Source organism: Acinetobacter sp. HZNU-JH01 (assembly GCF_037996845.1).
Taxonomy (GTDB): Bacteria; Pseudomonadota; Gammaproteobacteria; order Pseudomonadales; family Moraxellaceae; genus Acinetobacter; species Acinetobacter haemolyticus.
Genome location: NZ_JBBMZX010000001.1, coordinates 1,281,051 through 1,300,184 on the forward strand (window position 1 = coordinate 1,281,051; position 19,134 = coordinate 1,300,184).

The following is a 19,134-nucleotide window of genomic DNA, read 5'->3' on the forward strand; positions in this document are numbered from 1 at the left end:
TGCTCAGCATCTCTTTTTTATTGACTCATATTCTAAAATCAAGCTTAGATAATCGCTCTGAGCATGGTTTCAGCAACAAACAATACCAAAAATGCAAGAATCGGTGATAAATCAATCATCCCCATATTCGGCATTACTTTACGGAATGGCGCAAGAATTGGCTCAACCAGTTCCTGAATAACCTCAATATATGGCGATCTGAATTGTGAAAGCATCATAATCCAGCTACAAATAATAAAAGCAAAAATCATATATTTAAGTAAGGTCACCAAAGACAATAACATTTCTTTGATCGTCGAAACGATAAAGTAAATGGTGCTTCCTGTGCCAATACCCGATAAATGCTTTTCTCCCCACATTTTCAAGAAATAAAGCAAAACCACCAAAATTAATGCTGCTAAATTTACTCGCCCTTTGCCAACGGTTGGGAAAATACGACCAAATATATCTACAATCTTGGTTGCTTTCGCAGTGGAAAGCACCACAGGATTATAAGGACTGACTGCCGCCAATTGCATTAAAAAACGGAAAAAGACCAATAAAATTGCAACATTGATCAAAACACCAAAAATTAGCGCAGAACTAGCACCCATAATTGTCTTATCCTACTTAAACCGATTTAGTCTTGTCACTCAACTCTTGCGCTAGCTCTTGGCTACGCTTTTGAGCCGCTGCAAGTGCTGCTTGAATATTCTGTGAAATCTGGGCACGATCAAACACCTCTAATGCTGCCTGCGTCGTACCATTTGGAGAAGTCACATTTTTACGTAACTCTGCTGGAGAATTAGAGCTGGTTATTGCCATTTGCGCCGCGCCTAAAGCTGTCTGCAAAGTCAATGCTGTTGCTACTTTTTCATCCAAACCAAGATTCTTTCCTGCGCGAATCATACTTTCCATTAAATAGAAAAAGTAAGCTGGGCCAGAACCGGATACCGCTGTCACTGCATCTATTTGGGCCTCATTATCCACCCAAATCGTCAAACCAGTCGCCGCTAAAATTTGACTGGTTAATTCACGGTCTTGCGTCCCTACTGCCGCTGGAGCATAGATCCCATGCGCACCCGTTTGAACCAATGCTGGTGTATTTGGCATCACCCGAACAACTCGTTGACTTCCACCAATTAAGTCTGAAATGGTTTGAATCTCTGCGCCAGCAATAATTGAGATCACAAGTTTATCTGACAACAGCCCTTTTAATGGTTGTAATACCGTTGCCAACACTTGTGGTTTAACTGCCAGAACAACCACATCCGCATTTTTAATCGCTTCGAGATTATCTGTGGTGGTCTGAACGCCTTTTTCTTCTAATATTTGACGAATCTGCTCAACAGGATCTGAAACTGTAATGCGTGTTACGGGTAAACCGCGTGAAAGTAACCCACCAATCAAGGCCTGCGCCATGTTACCGCCGCCAATAAAACAGATATTTTGATTCAATGAAGTCGCCATGTCCTACTCGTGATATGAAAAAGACTGATCAGAAAAATCATTACAGTCAGAAATTAAACTTGGTTGCCAACCGCCCTGTACCACATACTCAGATTGCGCCAACCAAAAACCCTTTGGGCTAAAAACCCCAAGCATAACATTATCTACGACTAATATTTGAATTGTATGACGTAACCAAGGCAAAATCTGTGCTTCTTGTATCGCTTTTTTTAGCGGCCAATGCCCCACTCGACCATAGAGATGAATTTTTTCCCCACCTTGTCGCTTGAGCAACTTTAATTCTCGTCCAAGTAATTCTGGCGCAAGCCCAACTGTTTGAGAAATAATTTCAAATTTTCCAGCAGCAACCTGTATAGATTGCCCTGCAAAAAAACAGAGGGGGGATATATTGGGGATCGTCGATACTTTTTCAGCATAAAGCTCATCATGCGTAAGACGATATAATCTTTTCTGATAGCGCAGGTAATAATATGGATGAATATGCAAACTAGCCTGTGCGTCTGGCTTAGAAAAAATAACTTCATTTTGTAGACGCTTGACCATCTCATAACTTGGACGATATTGCCCATCACCTTTAATCCAAGCTGAAAGTAATTGGCGTTGCCGTGCAGTGGAAAGCTGAGCTAACTGCTCTAAATCAAGCTGATGATCGACAACACATTGCTGATAATCTGCCTTTAACACATCATCCAAGATTTCAGCAGCATCCTGCATTAAATAACTTGTTCGTGCTACAGCTAACTGCATTTTAGGGAAGCGCTTTTCTAAGACGCCCCATAACTCCTCTCTACACCACGCTCGATCATAATGAATATCCGAATTGGTCGGATCAATCACATATTCAAAGCCGAGTTGATTTGACCATTGTTCAATCTGTTCTCGGCTTAAATCTAAGAAAGGTCGCCAAATGGTAAAATCTTTTCGATTGTCAATTTGCTGCATTGCAGCCAACCCATTGACACCAGCCCCAGAAAATAACCGAAGTAATAAAGTTTCAGCTTGATCCTGTTGATGATGTGCCAGCACAAGAATTTCATGGCCATCTAAATGTTGTTGATACGCTTGATAACGGACATGCCGTGCTTGTTGTTCTAAATTGCCTGCATCAACAGATACTTTTTGAATAATACAAGGGATATTCAAAGCTTCAGACTGCTGTTGTACAAGTATTCCCCATTCAGCACTCATCTGCTGTAGCTGATGATCAATATAAATTGCACGGATTTGCTTGGGGAAAATTTCAGACATTAGATACAGCAACAGCATGGAATCCATGCCGCCGCTACACCCAATTAAGAATTGAGCTTTTTCTGTAAAATGCTGTGCTTGAGTTAAGACGCGATGCCTAAATTGCTGCTGCCAAACTTCATTAAACGTTGATAACGTGCGTCGCATCGTGCTTGTGCATCCATTGGTTGCAATTCATCTAAAGCTTGTTTTAACACATCTTTTAGGTCATGCATGACTTTTTCAGGATTTAAATGAGCACCTTCACCTTCATCCACAACGTATTCAACAATACCTAAAGCCTTTAATTTATCAGCAGTTAATGCTAATGCTTCACTAGCTTGTGCTGCCTTTTCAGCTGTCTTCCATAAAATAGACGCACAACCTTCAGGAGAAATCACTGAATAAATACTATGTGACAACATAATCACACGATCAGCAACACCAATACCAAGCGCACCACCCGAACCACCTTCACCCAATACAGTGGCAATTACAGGAACTTTTAAACTAGAAAGTTGTGCCAAACTGGTCGCGATCGCTTCTGCTTGACCACGCTCCTCAGCACCTACGCCAGGATAAGCACCCATAGTATCAACAAAGGTAAATACTGGTAAATTAAACCGTTCAGCCATATCCAGTAAACGTTGCGATTTACGGTATCCTTCAGGATTACACATACCGAAGTTGTGCTGTAACTTTTCACGAGTACTTCGTCCACGATGTTGACCAACCACCATGACTGGATGACCGTCAAAACGAGCCAAACCACCAATCATTGCACCATCATCACCAAATAAACGATCACCATGTAGTGCATCAAACTCGGTAAAAATTTCACTTACATAATCAAGAAATTGCGGACGCTCAGGATGGCGTGCAATTTGAACCGTAGTCCAAGCCTTGGACTGAGTCGCTTTATTTTTCATACGTCGTAGAAAATCCCTAACAAGGATATAAGGTATATTGACACTTTATAAGCCGCGTATAATTAACTCAAAGGTCAACAATCCTTATGTTAATCAACAAATTTGTCTGACTGAATATTTAACTCAATGTCCCAATTTTTAAATTGCACTTGCTCATCATGCAAGTCAGCAACTAACAAAGGCCATTGTTTAGCATCGCCAGATACGCTCAATTGCCATTGTTGATCATTTACCACACTCAGTTCAATGGCAGGAAGCATCTGATCGCTACGACTATGGTTAAGTAAAACAGCTAGGCGAAGTAATAGACAAAGATAGACTAAATGCTTTCCTCCCACCTTAAAAACATCATTTTTTGCATCAGCACGTAACTTACGTCGATGATGCGAAACGAGATGTGAAAGATGATTTTGATCAATTTGAGAGAAGCCTGGAATATCCGAATGTTGCAATAAATATGCTCCATGTCGATGATATCCGCCATGACTAATTGCTAAACCAATTTCATGTAAATAAGCGGCACGACGCAGTAAGTCACTGTCTTCAGTCGTTAAATTTAAGGCATCAGCAACACGATCAAATAAATGTTGCGCAGTTTTGACGACACGTTCTGCTTGCTTAGGATCAGCGTTGTAACGTCCCATCAATGCTTGAACACTACGATCACGAATATCTTCATGTTGGAAACGACCCAGTAAGTCATACATGACACCTTCGCGTAATGCACCATCCGAATAGGCAAGTTTATCAATATCTAATACATCAAAAATTGCATACAAAATCGCCACCCCTGCTGGCAAAACTGCTCGACGATCTTCGCGTAGACCTTCAAAGTCAATTTCAGATGTATGCTTAAATTTGAGTAAACGATCTTTTAATTTATAAAGTCCTTCTCGGGTGAGATTTTCTTGCTCATCACTCCATCCAAGGTGCACTAAAATCTGGCGACAAGCTTTAATGGTACCACTCGAACCGACCACGGTATCCCAACCGACGGATTTATAAGTATTGGCAATACCTGACATTTCTTTGCGTGCAGCAACTACTGCCTTGTCAAAAGCTTTGGTTGAAATCTCACCATCAGCGAAGTAGGCTTTGCTATATGCCACACAGCCCATTTGCAAGGACTCAGTATGTAGTGGTTCAAATTTCTCACCGATGATAAACTCAGTTGAACCACCACCAATATCGACCACCAAACGACGTCCACCATTGGCCATGGTATGGGAAACCCCAAGATAGATCAGACGCGCTTCTTCACGACCTGCAATGATTTCAATGGGTTTAGGTAAAATTTCAGCAGCCTTCTGGATAAATTCATGTCCATTTTTCGCTTGTCTAAGCGCATTCGTTGCTACGATCCTCAAACGATTCGGCTGAACTGAACTCAAACGCCCGACAAAACGCGCTAAACAAGCTAAGCCTCTTTGCTGTGCAGCTTCAGTTAAATTTTTATTTTCATCGAGTCCAGCAGCTAACTGTACTTTTTCTGACATTGAAGCAACTTTTTTCACTTCACCGTGATCAACACGAGCTATTGCGAGATGGAAACTATTTGATCCCATATCAATCGCAGCAAGTAATTCCTCATCAATCAGAAAATCAGACATTATTTATATAAACCCATGCTCAATTCACGCATTAGAGTAATTCACACGCTTAGAATTTTAAAGTCATTTTCATCAATAAAAACCAGGTATTTCACTTTTCTTGCATAAATCATTGTATAAGTCGATGATCGGCATCGTGAGCAACCATTAGACTTTTTACTTCGAAACTTGAATAATCGTAATCAACCCTTACATAAATAGAGTCCGTTGATACTCGAGGTATGCTTTGCGGTGTAGGCTAAAACAACACGAATGAGGCATACATTCATGAAATATCGACAGACCCTCACGTAGCAATGTAATATTCACTCTGAAATTGAATTGATACTTTTTTAAAAAATTTGGAGCAATCCCATGTCTGCGACTATTGTTAATACATCTGATGAAAACTTCCAAGCAGATGTTTTAGATGCTGAAACTCCCGTTCTTGTTGATTTTTGGGCTGGCTGGTGTGCGCCTTGTAAAGCAATCGCACCTGTACTTGAAGATCTATCAAATGAGTACGAAGGCAAAGTCAAAATCGTCAAAGTTGATGTTACTGCTTGCGAAGAAACAGCTGTGAAATACAACATCCGTAATATCCCAGCATTACTTATGTTTAAAAACGGTGAAGTCGTTGCTCAACAAGTTGGTGCAGCACCGCGTTCTAAACTTGCAGCATTTATCGATCAAAACATCTAATTTATAGATGTTTTTATGTCTATCTGCGGAACTACGTTTTTATTGAACAGCGTAGTCCGCGGTAAACATTGACAACACAGCCAATTAGGTCTATATTTCTCGATCAAGAAGCTTTGAATGGAATCTACTTCATTGCGCTTCTTACAAGACACAAAACATAAGATCGCCGCTCGGCAATAACAATTGTTTTCACATTTCTCTCTGAAACAATGAACCAGACTACTGAATCGTGGTTGTTTAAATACAATTACCTCAGCATGTATGTACGCGGTCGATTTTTTATTCTTCCCTTAACGTAGTCCTCCACTTATTCCATTCTGTCTGACCACTTATGAACTTAACTGAACTCAAGAAAAAACCCATTGGCGAACTCATTAAAATTGCGGAGTTTATGGGCCTTGAAGGCATGGCACGTAACCGCAAACAAGATATTATTTTTGCTATTTTAAAACGCCATGCAATGAATGGCGAAGAAATTTTTGGTGATGGCGTTCTCGAAATCCTTTCTGATGGTTTTGGTTTTTTACGCTCCGCTGCTGGTTCATATTTAGCTGGACCAGATGACATTTATGTCAGTCCATCCCAAATTCGTCGTTTTAACTTACGTACAGGTGACACGATCACTGGTACGATTCGCCCACCAAAAGAAGGTGAGCGTTACTTTGCCTTATTAAAAGTCAACCAAATTAATTACGACACACCTGAAAACTCACGTAATAAAATTTTATTCGAAAACTTAACACCTCTATTCCCAACCGAACAACTTGTTATGGAGTTGGGTAATGGTACAACTGAAGATTTAACAGCACGTGTTGTCGATTTGGTTGCGCCGATTGGTAAAGGTCAACGTTCAATCATTGTTGCACCGCCTAAAGCGGGTAAAACCATGTTATTACAGAACATCGCTCAATCGATCGTCCGTAATAATCCAGAAGTTTTTCTTATCGTACTTTTAATCGACGAACGTCCTGAAGAAGTAACAGAAATGGAACGTACTGTCCGTGGTGAAGTGGTTGCATCTACATTTGATGAAGCACCTGCTCGTCATGTACAAGTTGCAGAAATGGTCATCGAAAAAGCAAAACGTTTAGTCGAGCATAAAAAAGATGTCGTGATTCTGCTTGACTCGATTACACGTCTAGCTCGTGCATACAACACCGTGATTCCATCTTCAGGTAAAGTCTTGACGGGTGGTGTAGATGCACACGCATTAGAACGACCAAAACGTTTCTTTGGTGCAGCCCGTAATATCGAAGAAGGTGGTTCACTCACCATCATCTCTACTGCTTTGATCGAAACTGGCAGTAAAATGGATGATGTGATCTATGAGGAATTCAAAGGTACAGGTAACCAAGAGATCACACTTGATCGCCGAATTGCTGAAAAACGCGTTTTCCCTGCGATGAATATCAAAAAATCAGGAACACGTCGTGAAGAACGCCTCATGGACGAAGATAACCTTCGTAAAGTATGGATTCTCCGTAAACTGCTTCACCCAATGGATGAGTTAGCAGCAATGGAGTTCTTACTAGATCGCATGAAAGAAACCAAAACCAATGATGACTTTTTTGATCAGATGAAACGCAAAGCAGCAAACTAATCTACTGTGCGACCCAAAGCAGCCACCTTTATGGTGGCTGTTGTTATTTGGTTGACATGGTTACATAATGGTTACAATTTACCTTGTTTTTATCAAAATCCACTATCCAATTGATTTAAATATAAATAAATATACCCTCAAAAGCATTTTGTTCAATATCTCCGATTTATAAACACTAATCCATAGTTATTTTCTATCAAAAAATAACCAATTTTTGTCCATTTTTGACGTTTTGCCAGACAGAATAGTAGTAATTCATGATGCGCTTTGATAGGATAGCAACTGACTAGTTAGGCTGCTCCCTGCGTTATTTCCTAAAAATTTTAGGAAAAATAAAAGCACAAACAGACTAACTCAGGTTCTTTTTAATCTCACAATTTTATGAGAGTGATGCCATGTTATTCAAAAAATTTGCTGTTATTGCTGCTGTTGCAACTACTTTAGCTTTCGTTGGTTGCTCTAAGAAAGAAGAAGCACCTGCTACTGACGCAACTGCTGCTGCTTCTGAAGCTGTAGCTGCTGCTTCTGAAGCTCAAACTGAAGTTGCTGCTGCTGCTTCTGAAGTTGCTGCTGCTGCTTCTGAAGTTGCTGTTGCTGCATCTGAAGCTGCTCCAGCTTCTGCTGCTCAATAATCTATTTATAGATTATAAAAAAAGAGAACCTTTGGTTCTCTTTTTTTACGCCTATACTTTCTGAGATTCAAAAAGTTAAGATGAAAAAGCAGATCAATCGACCTGCTCGTTCCCCACACGCTGTCTAAATTTTTGACCTGCTCTGAACGTTACTACACGGCGCGCAGAAATTGGAATCTCCTCACCCGTTTTAGGATTACGTCCAGGACGCTCACGCTTATCACGTAGCTCAAAATTACCGAATCCAGAAAGTTTGACTTGTTCGCCAGAAATTAATGCCTGACTAATTTCGTCAAAAAACAACTCGACCATTTGTTTTGCTTCACGACGATTTAAACTCGTTAGCTCACTTAAATGGTCCGCCATATCTGCTTTTGTTAATGCTGTCATGAGGCCCTCAATGTCGCTTGATAAGTGTTTTCCAACACTTGAATAATGTTATCCATACCAGATTTGATTTCAGCATCTTCAAGCGTACGAGCCGGATGTTGCCACAACAATGCAAAAGCTAAAGAGCGCTTGCCTTGTTCAACCCCTTGCCCCGTATACACATCGAACAACCATGTGGAGTCAAGTAACTCACCACCTGTTTGTTCAATCATGCGCTGAATATCTTTCACTTCAATATTATCAGAGATTAAAAGCGCAATATCACGTCTAACCGATGGAAAACGTGATAATTCTGTAAAATTAGATACATAAGATTGCAAAACTGCTTGCTGATCTAGCTCAGCAACCCATGTTGTACCCAAATCTAAATCATTTTCCAAAGAAGGATGCAAACGCCCCAAGTAACCAATTGACTGTCCATTTACCAAAATTTCAGCTGATTGTCCTGGGTGTAGCCATGCTCTCTGCGTACGAGCAAACTCTGCCTTCACTCGACCTGCTGCCAAAATTTCTTCAATTTCACCTTTAAAATCAAAGAAATCCATTGCTTGAGGTTTTACATGCCATGATTCAGGTGCAAGTGAACCCACAGCAATCAATGCCAACGTTGGAATCTGCTTAAGATCATGGATATCTTTTGCACCTTGATAGTCAAAACGTAAGCCTAACTCAAAGAAGCGGACACGATGTTGTTGACGATTCAAGTTATATTGCACACAAGGAATCAAGCTTGAAAGTAACGTACTACGCATCGCAGCTAGATCACTTGAAATCGGATTAGCCAACATCAAGGGCTGTACAGCTGGATTCAGTTGTTTTTCCAATTTTGCATCAGCAAAACTAAAACTAATCGCTTCTTGATAGCCTAAAGTTGCTACGGTTTGACGTAGTTGTGCAATTTCAAAACGATCTTGATACTTCTCTAACTTCACATCAATCTTTGGCAAACTGATTTGGATGTTGTCATAGCCATGAATACGTGCAACTTCTTCAACTAAGTCTTGATAGATTGCGATATCATAACGATGCGATGGAGGAATCACATTCCACTCACCTTGTGCTGTCGTTTCAACCACACAACCTAAACGCATCAACGCATCTGCGATAAAATCACCCGCGACCTCATAACCCAGTAGTTGATCCACTTGAGCCTGCTTTAACTGAATCGCTTCACGCGTTGGCAATAAAGCCACTTGTTCAGCAACCGTAATTGGACCAAACTCACCACCAGCAAATGTCTGAATCAACTCACATGCACGATGCATCGCGATGATTGGCAATTCAAAATCAACGCCACGTTCATAACGCTGTGATGAATCAGTATGTAAGCCAAAACGACGCGCACGACCAGCTATTGCTAAAGGTGCAAAAAATGCACTTTCTAAGAAAATATCTTGTGTTTCATCCGTAACAGAAGAGTCTAAGCCTCCCATGATGCCAGCAATCGCCAATGCTTTTTGATCATCCGCAATGACCATGATGTCATCTTGCAATTCAACTTCTTGATCATTTAGCAGCATCAATTTTTCTTTTGGCTGAGCTTGACGGACTTGAATCGAACCTTTTATCTTCGTCAAATCAAAAGCATGCATTGGTTGACCCAACTCAAGTAACACATAGTTGGTAATATCAACCAAAATACTATGGGTACGAATACCTGAGTGAGCTAGAGCTTGTTCCATCCACTCTGGTGTAGGGGCTTTCACATTCACATTTTTGATAATACGACCTAAATAACGCGGCGTACCTTCAGTCGTGATGATGACTGCTTTTTCATCAGTGATGGTTGCAGGAACAGGTTGAATATCAGGTTCATTCATCTTCAACTGATTGATTACTGCGATTTCTCGTGCAATACCACGAATACTAAAACAGTCACCACGGTTTGGCGTGATACTGATGTCAATCACATTGTCATCAAGTTTTAAATATTCACGGATATTCATGCCAACAGGTGCATCAGCAGGAAGCTCTAACAAGCCATCAATCTTGTCTTCTAAATCAATTTCAGAAGCACCACATAGCATGCCTTGTGATTCAATACCACGAAGCTTGCCTTTTTTAATTTTGAAATCGCCTGGTAACACTGCACCAATGGTGGCAACAGGTGCTTTCATCCCCACACGAACATTTGGCGCCCCACAAACAATCTGTAATGGCTCACCCGAACCAACATTTACAGTCGTGACACGCAAACGATCTGCATCTGGATGCTGCTCAACCGTCAGAACTTCACCAACAACCACGCCTGTAAATGGCTTTGCCACAGGCGCTAACTCATCAACTTCTAAGCCAAGCATGGTCAATTGATCAGACAATGTATTGCTATCAATTGCTGGATTAACCCACGTGCGTAACCAATTTTCACTAATTTTCATGTGTATAAACCTTATTTAATCCTGAAAAACTGTTTAGGCAAACTGGCGTAAGAAACGCACATCATTTTGGTAGAACATACGTAAGTCATTAATGCCATAACGTAACATTGCAAAACGCTCTACCCCTAAACCAAAAGCAAAGCCTTTGTACTTATCAGGATCAATACCTGCAGCACGTAATACATTTGGATGTACCATGCCACAGCCCAAAACTTCTAACCAACGACCACGCTCATCCATAATATCCACTTCAGCACTTGGCTCAGTGAATGGGAAATAGGATGGACGGAAACGTACTTTTAAATCTTTTTCAAAAAATTCAGTGAGCAAATTAATCAACAGACCTTTTAATTCTGCAAAACTGGTGTTTTCGGCAACGTACAAACCTTCGATCTGATGAAACATCGGTGAATGCGTTTGATCTGAGTCACAACGATAAACACGGCCAGGACACACAATACGGATTGGTGGCTGATTGGTTTCCATCGTACGGATTTGCACACCCGAAGTATGAGTACGGAGTAAATGAGTTGCATCAAAATAGAAAGTATCGTGCATTGCACGTGCTGGGTGATGCCCCGGAATATTCAATGCCTCAAAGTTGTGATAATCATCTTCAACTTCTGGACCATGTGCCACTTGGAAACCTGCTTTGGTAAAGAACTGACAAATACGCTCTTGAACTTGGGTCACCGGGTGGATACTTCCCATACGTTGACCGCGGCCAGGTAAAGTAATATCAATGGTCTCACTCGCTAATTTTTTAGCAAGCTCAGCTTGTTGTAATGTTTGTTGACGCTCAGTCAATGCAGCGTTGATCGCTTCACGAACAGCATGAATAGCAGCACCTTGTACTTTACGCTCTTCAGGATCCATTTTTCCAAGTGCTTTCGATTGCTCTGCAAGCTGGCTTTTTTTCCCTGTAAATTGCACACGTACTTGATCGAGTGCAGCAAGGTCTTGAGCCGCTGCAATGGCAGCAAGCGCTTCAGTGGTCAGGGCTTCCAGTGACATAGTAACTCTCAAAGCAACAAATTATAGAAATATAATAAAACGCTATAGTTTATCAGCTTTTTACCTATTTTTTGAAGATTAAGCCTATTGAAAAAACATATGTCGCAACAATTTGCTAAAATCTTTCTTATCGCTAAAAGTCAAAGAGTAAAAACAATGGCGCTCGATCAAATTTGGAAAGTTCAATTGACGCTTGTCAGCTATGGCAATGAGTTTTTACAACAAAATCTTCCCTTCAGTGTCTGGGTTGATCACCCCATCTTTGCTCAACATCATTTCGAGTTCCGTGACCTCCAGTCACAACATCTTTTAGCACAACACTTTCAAGTTTGGTTGGAAGGTTTAAAACGTCAAGGCGTTGATCGATTAAGCTTGCACAATGCACAGCTCTTACAAGATCACCAAAACCCTAACGCCAATGTTGAATTACTTCCCTATGCTCACTTCATCGTGAGCCATGAAGGTAAAAATAAAACTGCATGGATTTGTGGGCATGAACTTGCTGAGTGGTATCAACATGACAATCCTTTCGAAGCACCCACCTCACAACAAATTTCACTAAGACAGGATGTATTTTGGCGTTACCCACTTCCAGACTCAATTGCTAAAAAAGTGACCCAAGAATTAAAAAATAATGACTGGCACGAAATTGAAAAGTTTATTAACCAAGAGCTTTTTAGCCATAAATGCGCAGAAAACTTCTTAGAACCAGAACAAGTAGAGCTACCTTTTTATGGTTATGAACTAGAACACAGCCATTTAGATCATGCTGACTTGGCTATTATTCCAACCACCTATCAAGCAGATTCAGCTCATCAACTCATGTATCGTATGTCAGCATTGACAGATTTTATCGAGAATCAACGTCGCCATCCTTATAACACCGATGGAGAAATGTTAAGTCCTGAACAACAAATTGTCTTACGCAACTTCGGACAAAAAACAGATGACTTATTTGCGAAACTGATTTCAAGAATTGCTAACCACTATAAAAATATTGATTTTGAAATGCCGATGGAACCCTATGACCGTACTATGGATGTAGCGAAAACGCCAACTCAGGCAGCAGCCCAACATAAAATGAATCATATCAGTGTGATAAAATTAGTCTTCATCACGATCATCATTTGTGGATTGGCTTATTATTTCGGATTATAAATATCCGTGTAATCAAGCTCATCTTCATCAATATTCATAAAATCAGGCTCAGGTGTTTGCTCAAATTGCACTGCAAGAATATCGGAATGCTTGAGTAAACTTGCCTTTGCCACACGATGCATACCGTCCATCACTCGACCCTGCGCACAAAGAATAATTGGGTAATTGAGGTCTGCATCCTGAATCAATTGAATATGCTCAATGATTTGCTGAGTTGTTGGATATTCATCTGTAAACCAATAGGCCTCGTTGAGTTCTTGAATATCATTCAGTGCAACTTTTTTGACAATGAAATTTTGGGTCAGTTCTACTAAGCGATGAACATCCCAAATACAAGTATCGTCCCCCACTTGTCTAAAGTGATATTGTCTGCGCATGTTTTAATCCATCATTAATTTCAGATATGATAATGAGCCTAGCTTCCCACCAATAACAGCATATATAAAACGATGACCGATAATTACTGGAAGTTTATATTAGGTTTGCAACATAATGCTCAACTCTATTTTGACCATAAAATTGCTGAATATAAGATCGAACATAAATGGTGTGATATAACTCATGATCTGTTTCTGGTACGTGATTTAGAAACAAATGAATTACTCTATGATTCCATTTCACACTTAATTGCCGATCTCAGAGACCAACAGATTCAGCATTGCCAGCTCACTCCCTCAGACCTACTATTGCCTGAGTTTACCCGGCATTTTAAACAATTCATTTTTGATACAAGCAATTATCCTGTAGCCGTCTTCTTGGGAAGAGATCAAAATTTTGCTTTAGTTAAAGTACATGCAGAAAAAGTAAAGAAGTTCTCGACGTCTACAGATCCTCGTGAATTTCATGGTTTTGCATCCTCTCAAAGCTATAATAAATATCTATTGTTTACTCTCATCAGATTAGATCAAAAACAACTCCAGATTATTGATGCGTTCAACAAAAATCTGAATTGGAAAAACTTACATGAGGATTTTCAAAGTAGATTTTTAGATAGCCCATTTAATTTTAAACAAGATAAAAGTCTACTATTAACCAATAACCTATTTTTAAAAAATGAAATAAGCGATTATCCTCTTCTTGATGAGCCGAGCCCTGAATTCAATCTGGCATTTTCTTGGATAAATAAACTCGGTGACTTACAAGACCAAATTGGAACTGAAGTGGCAATGGCGCTAGCCTCAAGATCATTTCATGCTGATATTATTGATCAGAATTCTATAAAAATAGATCTTTTCCAAGAGGATCTAAACAATGCATTCATCAGCTTAGTTTCACATAGTGCAAATAGCTATGAGAAAGCATATGTGAATGAAGATTTTTCCTATATTCCTCCACACGCACTACAACATACATCCCAGATTAATAGTGAAACGAATAATGAACTGAACAGTGATAGCTCTACAGAAGAAAAACCAACTTCTGTTACAGCTTCGACACTTTATCTTATCTTCTTTTTAGCGGTTGTCATTGGGCTACTCTACGGGGTGTTCTGGTTAGTTAACCATTATGAATTCGCCAAATTCATGGTGATTACCTTTGGTGTGATTATTTTTCTAATGATATGGTCCAGAAAGTAAAGAATAAAGCATAAAAAAGACCGCTAAAAAGCGGCCTTCTTTGAATCTCTAAGCTTATGCAGCTAATGCGCCTTTAGCTTTTTCAGCTAAAGCAGCAAATGCTACTGCATCATGCATAGCGATGTCAGCTAATACGCGACGGTCGATGATCACTTGAGCTTTTTTCAAGCCATCGATCATGCGGCTGTAAGACAAACCGTTTTGACGAGCACCAGCATTGATACGCGCAATCCATAAAGCACGGAATTGACGTTTCTTTTGACGGCGGTCACGGTAAGCGTATTGACCAGCTTTGATTACCGCTTGGAACGCTACGCGATAAACACGTGAACGAGCACCATAGTAACCTTTAGCGCGAGCAAGAATTTTTTTGTGACGGCGATGAGCCACTACACCACGTTTTACACGAGCCATTTATAATCTCCTTAGATGTATGGGCACATAGCACGAACTGATGCAACGTCACTTACGTGAACCATTACACAACCGCGCAATTGACGGATACGCTTAGCAGATTTTTTGGTCAAAATGTGGCGCTTGAATGCTTGTTTGCGCTTGAAACCGTTTGCAGTCGCTTTAAAGCGTTTAGCTGCACCACGGCGAGTTTTTAACTTAGCCATAGTAACCTCTTTTAGTCACCTGTTCGGCTCGTTTGCACTATTGCAAATCGACCTGCAGGTAAGGAAGGCAGTATCATATAGCATCTTCGTTTAAATTTAAAGCAAAATTTCTGATCACAAAATACAATCGATTTGAGCCACATCAACAATGTCGAACTTACCTGGAGCTAACGAGAATCTACAACATAAACAGAAAGTAAATTAAGAAAATAATCCGAGATATAAGCCATACATAAACAAATAGCGTCCTGCTTTAGCAATTGTGACAATCAATAAGAACCGCCCAAAATGCTCTTTCATCAATCCAGCAATCAACGTAATCGGATCACCTATGATCGGCACCCAACTCAACAATAACGAGTAAAAACCATATTTATGATAGATCTGTTGTGCTTGCTGCAAACGTGGTTCTGAGACAGGAAACCACTTTTTATCTTTATAATGCTCTATTTTCAATCCCAACCACCAGTTAACACAAGAGCCCAAAACATTTCCAACTGTCGCAACAAGCAACAAATAAAATGGATTGGACATCCCCTGCACCAATAAAGTCATAAGCACAGCTTCAGACTGTAAAGGTAGTAATGTTGCAGCACCAAAAGCAGAGAGAAATAATAGAAAATAGGACATCAGGGTGTGAAAGCACTTACATAGAGATCAAAGCAATGCCCAGACAATATCACTTAAACTGATTCAATCAAAGTAAGTTTATCCCATGCTTGTCTAAGTTTCTGTGGGTTCATTTGTATCTTAAAAACCGCTTGTATTATTTCCCCAAACTCATGCGGGGTTGATAAAACCTTTTTATCAGATTTTTCTTTACCATGAATTCTCAATACCTGATCTTTCAATGTCATTCTGGCTTCCGTGGTCGCTGTAAATAACATTAAATGTTGAGTAAATAATGATTCAGGTGACGTTGATATATACCAATTGGCAATTTCCGCATCCGCCATCGCGATCTGTTGATCAGGATTAATTGCATACACATTGACCCATTCATTATGTAAAAAAACCTGAAGCATATACTTCACATCTGTCAGCACAGCCATGTCCAATCCACACTGTGCAACATCCACAAATCGAAACTGTTCCAAAGGTGTTGACTGCGCCTCTCCGATACAATCTAAAGATAGAATTGTTGTTGGTGTCATCCCCCCAAAGCCGGGATCATATAAAAATAATTGCTGATCGATTCGCACCAACGTGACTAAATGAGTACGGATAGGTGCTGTGGTATGTGCACTTTGATAATAGACACGACCTAATACATTATAAGCGTCATATCCCAACTCAGTTAATGCAATTCTGCTCAGAGTGCTGTGCTCCAAGCAATATCCTTCCCGATTTTCATATAATAATTTTTGAGCAAGTTGTTCAGGTACTAATGAGACTTCCTCCCCAAGAAAAGAGGATAGATTACCAAAAGGAATGTGCTCAACATGGTAACTTAGCAGAGTCTTTAAGTTCTCTAGCGTAGGTAAACAGTGCCCTTGAAAATCAAGTTTTTTTAAATAGTCTGTCGCGATTGTAGAGTTCATAACGCTTTATACTTGTTTTAAAATTACATTATCCTATACCGATCATCGAGCTTTAAGTCTAAAAATTACACAACTATAAAATAGTCACGCTGATAGGGCTAAATGCATGGTTTTAACACAGATTATTTCTTCATTTTGGCGACCTTAGATCGCACAGAAAAATTCACGACGGAAAAAATGAATGGAAAAGCAAATGCGACCCAAAATGTAAGGTCTGACGTTACAACTCGTTGATATAAACTAAGTTGGATACCATCATCTGAAACTGCCGCCCAGTCCATGGATACCGTATGATAAAGATAAGTGCTTAACAACAACGACAGGCTTAAAAAGCTCACGAAAAGCCAAGTGCTACCATATGAGTTTCTAGTTTCCACCTGCAGCCAAGCAAATAACGTAGAAAATAAAAGCCCCAATACACCGATCAAAGCAAAGACCAAAATCCCCAAATGATCTTCGGAATAGCGATTGTGTAGCAGAGCGCAGACGATTGCTGTAAGTACCAACAATCCCATCGCAATCGCCCAATGTCTCAGATAAAGTTGTTGTTTCACAACACGTATTATCCTACTTTGATCGATAAAGCTCTTTGTATGGCAGGACGTGCAGTTAAGCGATCGATATAATCTTTCACATAAGGATAATCTTCGAGTTGAATACTTTGCCACTCATAGCGTAATGCCCAAGGTAAAATCGCCATATCTGCGATCGAGTATTCACCAGCTACAAACTTCTGACCAACCAGCTGTTTATTCAAAACACCATACAGCCGTTTGGTTTCATTGATATAGCGCTCCGTCGCATAAGGAATACGCTCAGGTGCAAACTTGTTGAAATGATGGTTTTGCCCAAGCATCGGACCAAAACCACCCATTTGCCACATCAACCATTGCTCTACCTCAACTCGCTCTTGCTCATCAAGGGGATAGAACAATCCAGTTTTGCGACCTAAATATTGCAAGATTGCGCCAGATTCAAATACAGAAATTGGTTCACCACGTGGACCATTTTGATCAACGATTGCTGGAATTTTATTGTTTGGAGAAATCCTTAAAAAGTCTGGCTGAAACTGATCATTTTCTAAAATATTAATCGGGAAAATTTGATATTCAAGCCCCATTTCTTCTAAAGCAATCGTTATTTTATGGCCATTGGGGGTACCCCAATAATATAAGTCAATCATTTAGTTATCCTATTCATCTTTATCTTGACTGTTGTTGCGTTATATCACATTTTTCAGAATTTGATCAGCACAGCAGCACGAAAAAGAAACAATAAAATTATGTTTGCACAGAGCATATTAAAAGGTGTATTTGATTTTTATCGATTCGCCAAAAACTCTTTCGCCTTTTCCCCTACAAATCGACGACCAGCGTTATCCCCCTTGATCCACTCATCAACCGAAAACAGATCAAATAAACCTACTTTGACTAAGGTTGGGATAGCACACTCTAATTCAGCCTCCACCTCACCTCTTGTACCTGCATTATATAAATTAATATTATGCAACATGGTTGCTACAGTGCCTGTTTGTACCTGACTACCGTCTTTTAAGCGAACTTGAGGCAACACCTCACCCTCTTGCACCACTTTTTGATTTATTTCAGACAACTCATGTGTACCATTAACGATAGTCATCTTTTGATTCTCCAATGATAATATACTTTACTTTTCAACTAAAATTAACATAAATCTGCTCAAAAATTAAGCCTTGTTTCCACATTTGTATAAACAAAAAAACACCGCAATAGCGGTGTTTTTTTTATTAAGAAAAAATTACTTTTTCTTTTTCGGACCAAGCAGCATACCCATTTGGCGACCTTCCATTTTTGGAGGTTGCTCAACAACGCCAAACTCAGCCACATCAGCTTCAATTTTTTGTAATTGAGCAAGACCAAGCTGTTGGTGTGCCATTTCACGACCACGGAAACGTAAAGTAATTTTCACCTTATTTCCTTCTTCAAGGAAACGTAAAATTGCACGCAATTTTACTTGGTAATCACCTACGTCCGTCGCTGGACGTAACTTGATTTCTTTCACTTGCACTTGATGCTGTTTTTTCTTCGCATCTTTTTGCTTTTGCTTTAAGTCAAATAAGTGCTTGTTGTAGTCCATGATTTTACAAACAGGAGGTTCTGCATTAGCAACGATCTCAACAAGGTCAAGATCAGCTTCTTCAGCAGCACGTAATGCTTCATTTAATGAAACGACACCTTTCTGTTCCCCATCAGCAGCAACGAGACGTACTTCTTTCGCACGAATCTCATCATTAATGGCTGGACGGTTACTTTTAGCACCTTGTTGTTGGTTACGATCAGGCTGTTTAAT

The 19,134-nt window shown here is 40.0% G+C and carries 22 protein-coding genes; 5 read left to right on the plus strand and 17 right to left on the minus strand.

The annotated features are described in order from the left end of the window. Positions 1-44 precede the first annotated feature (44 nt). The 5 genes from AAC851_RS06085 to ppx form a co-directional block, all read right to left on the minus strand. Entirely contained in the window at positions 45-593 is a 549-nt protein-coding gene (locus AAC851_RS06085; protein WP_004637981.1) for a YggT family protein, read from the minus strand. A gap of 16 nt (positions 594-609) precedes the next feature. Beyond that, positions 610-1,449: a pyrroline-5-carboxylate reductase gene (proC, locus tag AAC851_RS06090; RefSeq protein WP_005085274.1), complete on the minus strand. Its 840-nt coding sequence runs from the start codon at positions 1,447-1,449 to the stop codon at positions 610-612. 3 nt (positions 1,450-1,452) lie between these two features. Further along, positions 1,453-2,724 carry a tRNA lysidine(34) synthetase TilS gene (tilS, locus tag AAC851_RS06095; protein ID WP_445290555.1) on the minus strand — a complete coding sequence of 424 codons (1,272 nt, stop codon included), beginning with the start codon at positions 2,722-2,724 and terminating at the stop codon, positions 1,453-1,455. Between the two features lie 56 nt (positions 2,725-2,780). Beyond that, positions 2,781-3,605, minus strand: coding sequence for an acetyl-CoA carboxylase carboxyltransferase subunit alpha (locus tag AAC851_RS06100; RefSeq protein WP_017396254.1), 825 nt, complete (start codon positions 3,603-3,605; stop codon positions 2,781-2,783). A gap of 89 nt (positions 3,606-3,694) precedes the next feature. After that, positions 3,695-5,215 (minus strand): exopolyphosphatase, encoded by a 1,521-nt coding sequence (gene ppx / locus AAC851_RS06105; RefSeq protein WP_004637977.1) that lies wholly within the window; start codon positions 5,213-5,215, stop codon positions 3,695-3,697. Positions 5,216-5,569: 354 nt separating this feature from the next. On the opposite strand from ppx, the gene trxA reads away from it, so the two are divergent. The 3 genes from trxA to AAC851_RS06120 all read left to right on the plus strand — a co-directional run bounded on the left by trxA (position 5,570) and on the right by AAC851_RS06120 (position 8,128). Continuing rightward, positions 5,570-5,896, plus strand: coding sequence for a thioredoxin (gene trxA / locus AAC851_RS06110; protein WP_004637976.1), 327 nt, complete (start codon positions 5,570-5,572; stop codon positions 5,894-5,896). Positions 5,897-6,227: 331 nt separating this feature from the next. Then, positions 6,228-7,496, plus strand: a complete 1,269-nt coding sequence (gene rho / locus AAC851_RS06115) for a transcription termination factor Rho (protein ID WP_005085280.1) — start codon at positions 6,228-6,230, stop codon at positions 7,494-7,496. A 395-nt stretch (positions 7,497-7,891) separates the two neighbouring features. Continuing rightward, the gene (locus AAC851_RS06120) at positions 7,892-8,128 is read left to right on the plus strand and encodes a hypothetical protein (RefSeq protein WP_005085282.1); all 237 of its coding nucleotides are present in this window, start codon (positions 7,892-7,894) and stop codon (positions 8,126-8,128) included. Positions 8,129-8,221: 93 nt separating this feature from the next. Here the strand turns inward: AAC851_RS06120 and AAC851_RS06125 are convergent, their stop codons facing one another. Genes AAC851_RS06125 through pheS form a run of 3 tightly spaced genes read right to left on the minus strand, consistent with a single transcriptional unit; the run spans position 8,222 to position 11,910 of the window. Continuing rightward, complete coding sequence (locus tag AAC851_RS06125) at positions 8,222-8,518, minus strand: integration host factor subunit alpha (RefSeq protein WP_004637973.1); 297 nt, start codon at positions 8,516-8,518, stop codon at positions 8,222-8,224. After that, positions 8,515-10,896: a phenylalanine--tRNA ligase subunit beta gene (pheT, locus tag AAC851_RS06130; protein ID WP_005085286.1), complete on the minus strand. Its 2,382-nt coding sequence runs from the start codon at positions 10,894-10,896 to the stop codon at positions 8,515-8,517. Before pheT ends, AAC851_RS06125 begins: the two co-directional genes overlap by 4 nt. A gap of 33 nt (positions 10,897-10,929) precedes the next feature. Further along, positions 10,930-11,910, minus strand: a complete 981-nt coding sequence (gene pheS / locus AAC851_RS06135; RefSeq protein WP_004637971.1) for a phenylalanine--tRNA ligase subunit alpha — start codon at positions 11,908-11,910, stop codon at positions 10,930-10,932. A gap of 156 nt (positions 11,911-12,066) precedes the next feature. Between pheS and AAC851_RS06140 the strand changes: the two genes are divergently transcribed. Next, the gene (locus AAC851_RS06140) at positions 12,067-13,068 is read left to right on the plus strand and encodes a hypothetical protein (RefSeq protein ID WP_005085288.1); all 1,002 of its coding nucleotides are present in this window, start codon (positions 12,067-12,069) and stop codon (positions 13,066-13,068) included. Here the strand turns inward: AAC851_RS06140 and AAC851_RS06145 are convergent. Continuing rightward, the gene (locus AAC851_RS06145) at positions 13,053-13,445 is read right to left on the minus strand and encodes a hypothetical protein (RefSeq protein ID WP_004637969.1); all 393 of its coding nucleotides are present in this window, start codon (positions 13,443-13,445) and stop codon (positions 13,053-13,055) included. The two genes, AAC851_RS06140 and AAC851_RS06145, sit on opposite strands and share 16 nt — an antisense overlap. A gap of 72 nt (positions 13,446-13,517) precedes the next feature. Here AAC851_RS06145 and AAC851_RS06150 point away from each other — a divergent pair, with 72 nt between their 5' ends. Next, the gene (locus AAC851_RS06150; protein ID WP_005085291.1) at positions 13,518-14,645 is read left to right on the plus strand and encodes a hypothetical protein; all 1,128 of its coding nucleotides are present in this window, start codon (positions 13,518-13,520) and stop codon (positions 14,643-14,645) included. Between the two features lie 54 nt (positions 14,646-14,699). On the opposite strand, the gene rplT is transcribed toward AAC851_RS06150, so the two are convergent. From rplT to infC, 8 genes are all read right to left on the minus strand, one after another. Next, positions 14,700-15,059: a 50S ribosomal protein L20 gene (rplT, locus tag AAC851_RS06155; protein ID WP_000124858.1), complete on the minus strand. Its 360-nt coding sequence runs from the start codon at positions 15,057-15,059 to the stop codon at positions 14,700-14,702. Between the two features lie 11 nt (positions 15,060-15,070). Further along, on the minus strand, positions 15,071-15,265 hold the full coding sequence (rpmI, locus tag AAC851_RS06160; protein ID WP_004637967.1) for a 50S ribosomal protein L35: 195 nt from the start codon (positions 15,263-15,265) through the stop codon (positions 15,071-15,073). 201 nt (positions 15,266-15,466) lie between these two features. Beyond that, entirely contained in the window at positions 15,467-15,895 is a 429-nt protein-coding gene (locus AAC851_RS06165; protein WP_004637966.1) for a YqaA family protein, read from the minus strand. Positions 15,896-15,948: 53 nt separating this feature from the next. Beyond that, positions 15,949-16,806, minus strand: coding sequence for an arylamine N-acetyltransferase family protein (locus AAC851_RS06170; protein WP_005085294.1), 858 nt, complete (start codon positions 16,804-16,806; stop codon positions 15,949-15,951). A gap of 122 nt (positions 16,807-16,928) precedes the next feature. Further along, positions 16,929-17,360 carry a hypothetical protein gene (locus AAC851_RS06175; RefSeq protein WP_017394385.1) on the minus strand — a complete coding sequence of 144 codons (432 nt, stop codon included), beginning with the start codon at positions 17,358-17,360 and terminating at the stop codon, positions 16,929-16,931. A gap of 8 nt (positions 17,361-17,368) precedes the next feature. Next, a complete protein-coding gene (locus AAC851_RS06180; RefSeq protein WP_005085297.1) occupies positions 17,369-17,989 on the minus strand; it encodes a glutathione S-transferase N-terminal domain-containing protein in 621 nt (206 codons plus the stop codon). A gap of 137 nt (positions 17,990-18,126) precedes the next feature. Next, entirely contained in the window at positions 18,127-18,444 is a 318-nt protein-coding gene (locus AAC851_RS06185) for a DUF7709 family protein (protein ID WP_005085298.1), read from the minus strand. 138 nt (positions 18,445-18,582) lie between these two features. Beyond that, positions 18,583-19,134, minus strand: coding sequence for a translation initiation factor IF-3 (gene infC / locus AAC851_RS06190; protein ID WP_075316144.1), 552 nt, complete (start codon positions 19,132-19,134; stop codon positions 18,583-18,585).

Excerpts from the sequence above, each read along its gene's own strand:
- AAC851_RS06170 (WP_005085294.1), bottom strand. The coding sequence starts at position 16,806 with ATGAACTCTACAATCGCGACAGACTATTTAAAAAAACTTGATTTTCAA.
- AAC851_RS06145 (WP_004637969.1), bottom strand. The coding sequence starts at position 13,445 with ATGCGCAGACAATATCACTTTAGACAAGTGGGGGACGATACTTGTATT.
- AAC851_RS06185 (WP_005085298.1), bottom strand. The coding sequence starts at position 18,444 with ATGACTATCGTTAATGGTACACATGAGTTGTCTGAAATAAATCAAAAA.
- AAC851_RS06120 (WP_005085282.1), top strand. The coding sequence starts at position 7,892 with ATGTTATTCAAAAAATTTGCTGTTATTGCTGCTGTTGCAACTACTTTA.
- pheS (WP_004637971.1), bottom strand. The coding sequence starts at position 11,910 with ATGTCACTGGAAGCCCTGACCACTGAAGCGCTTGCTGCCATTGCAGCG.
- trxA (WP_004637976.1), top strand. The coding sequence starts at position 5,570 with ATGTCTGCGACTATTGTTAATACATCTGATGAAAACTTCCAAGCAGAT.
- AAC851_RS06140 (WP_005085288.1), top strand. The coding sequence starts at position 12,067 with ATGGCGCTCGATCAAATTTGGAAAGTTCAATTGACGCTTGTCAGCTAT.
- AAC851_RS06100 (WP_017396254.1), bottom strand. The coding sequence starts at position 3,605 with ATGAAAAATAAAGCGACTCAGTCCAAGGCTTGGACTACGGTTCAAATT.
- AAC851_RS06180 (WP_005085297.1), bottom strand. The coding sequence starts at position 17,989 with ATGATTGACTTATATTATTGGGGTACCCCCAATGGCCATAAAATAACG.
- rpmI (WP_004637967.1), bottom strand. The coding sequence starts at position 15,265 with ATGGCTAAGTTAAAAACTCGCCGTGGTGCAGCTAAACGCTTTAAAGCG.
- AAC851_RS06165 (WP_004637966.1), bottom strand. The coding sequence starts at position 15,895 with ATGTCCTATTTTCTATTATTTCTCTCTGCTTTTGGTGCTGCAACATTA.
- tilS (WP_445290555.1), bottom strand. The coding sequence starts at position 2,724 with ATGGATTCCATGCTGTTGCTGTATCTAATGTCTGAAATTTTCCCCAAG.
- rho (WP_005085280.1), top strand. The coding sequence starts at position 6,228 with ATGAACTTAACTGAACTCAAGAAAAAACCCATTGGCGAACTCATTAAA.
- proC (WP_005085274.1), bottom strand. The coding sequence starts at position 1,449 with ATGGCGACTTCATTGAATCAAAATATCTGTTTTATTGGCGGCGGTAAC.
- AAC851_RS06150 (WP_005085291.1), top strand. The coding sequence starts at position 13,518 with ATGACCGATAATTACTGGAAGTTTATATTAGGTTTGCAACATAATGCT.
- AAC851_RS06125 (WP_004637973.1), bottom strand. The coding sequence starts at position 8,518 with ATGACAGCATTAACAAAAGCAGATATGGCGGACCATTTAAGTGAGCTA.
- ppx (WP_004637977.1), bottom strand. The coding sequence starts at position 5,215 with ATGTCTGATTTTCTGATTGATGAGGAATTACTTGCTGCGATTGATATG.
- pheT (WP_005085286.1), bottom strand. The coding sequence starts at position 10,896 with ATGAAAATTAGTGAAAATTGGTTACGCACGTGGGTTAATCCAGCAATT.
- rplT (WP_000124858.1), bottom strand. The coding sequence starts at position 15,059 with ATGGCTCGTGTAAAACGTGGTGTAGTGGCTCATCGCCGTCACAAAAAA.
- AAC851_RS06085 (WP_004637981.1), bottom strand. The coding sequence starts at position 593 with ATGGGTGCTAGTTCTGCGCTAATTTTTGGTGTTTTGATCAATGTTGCA.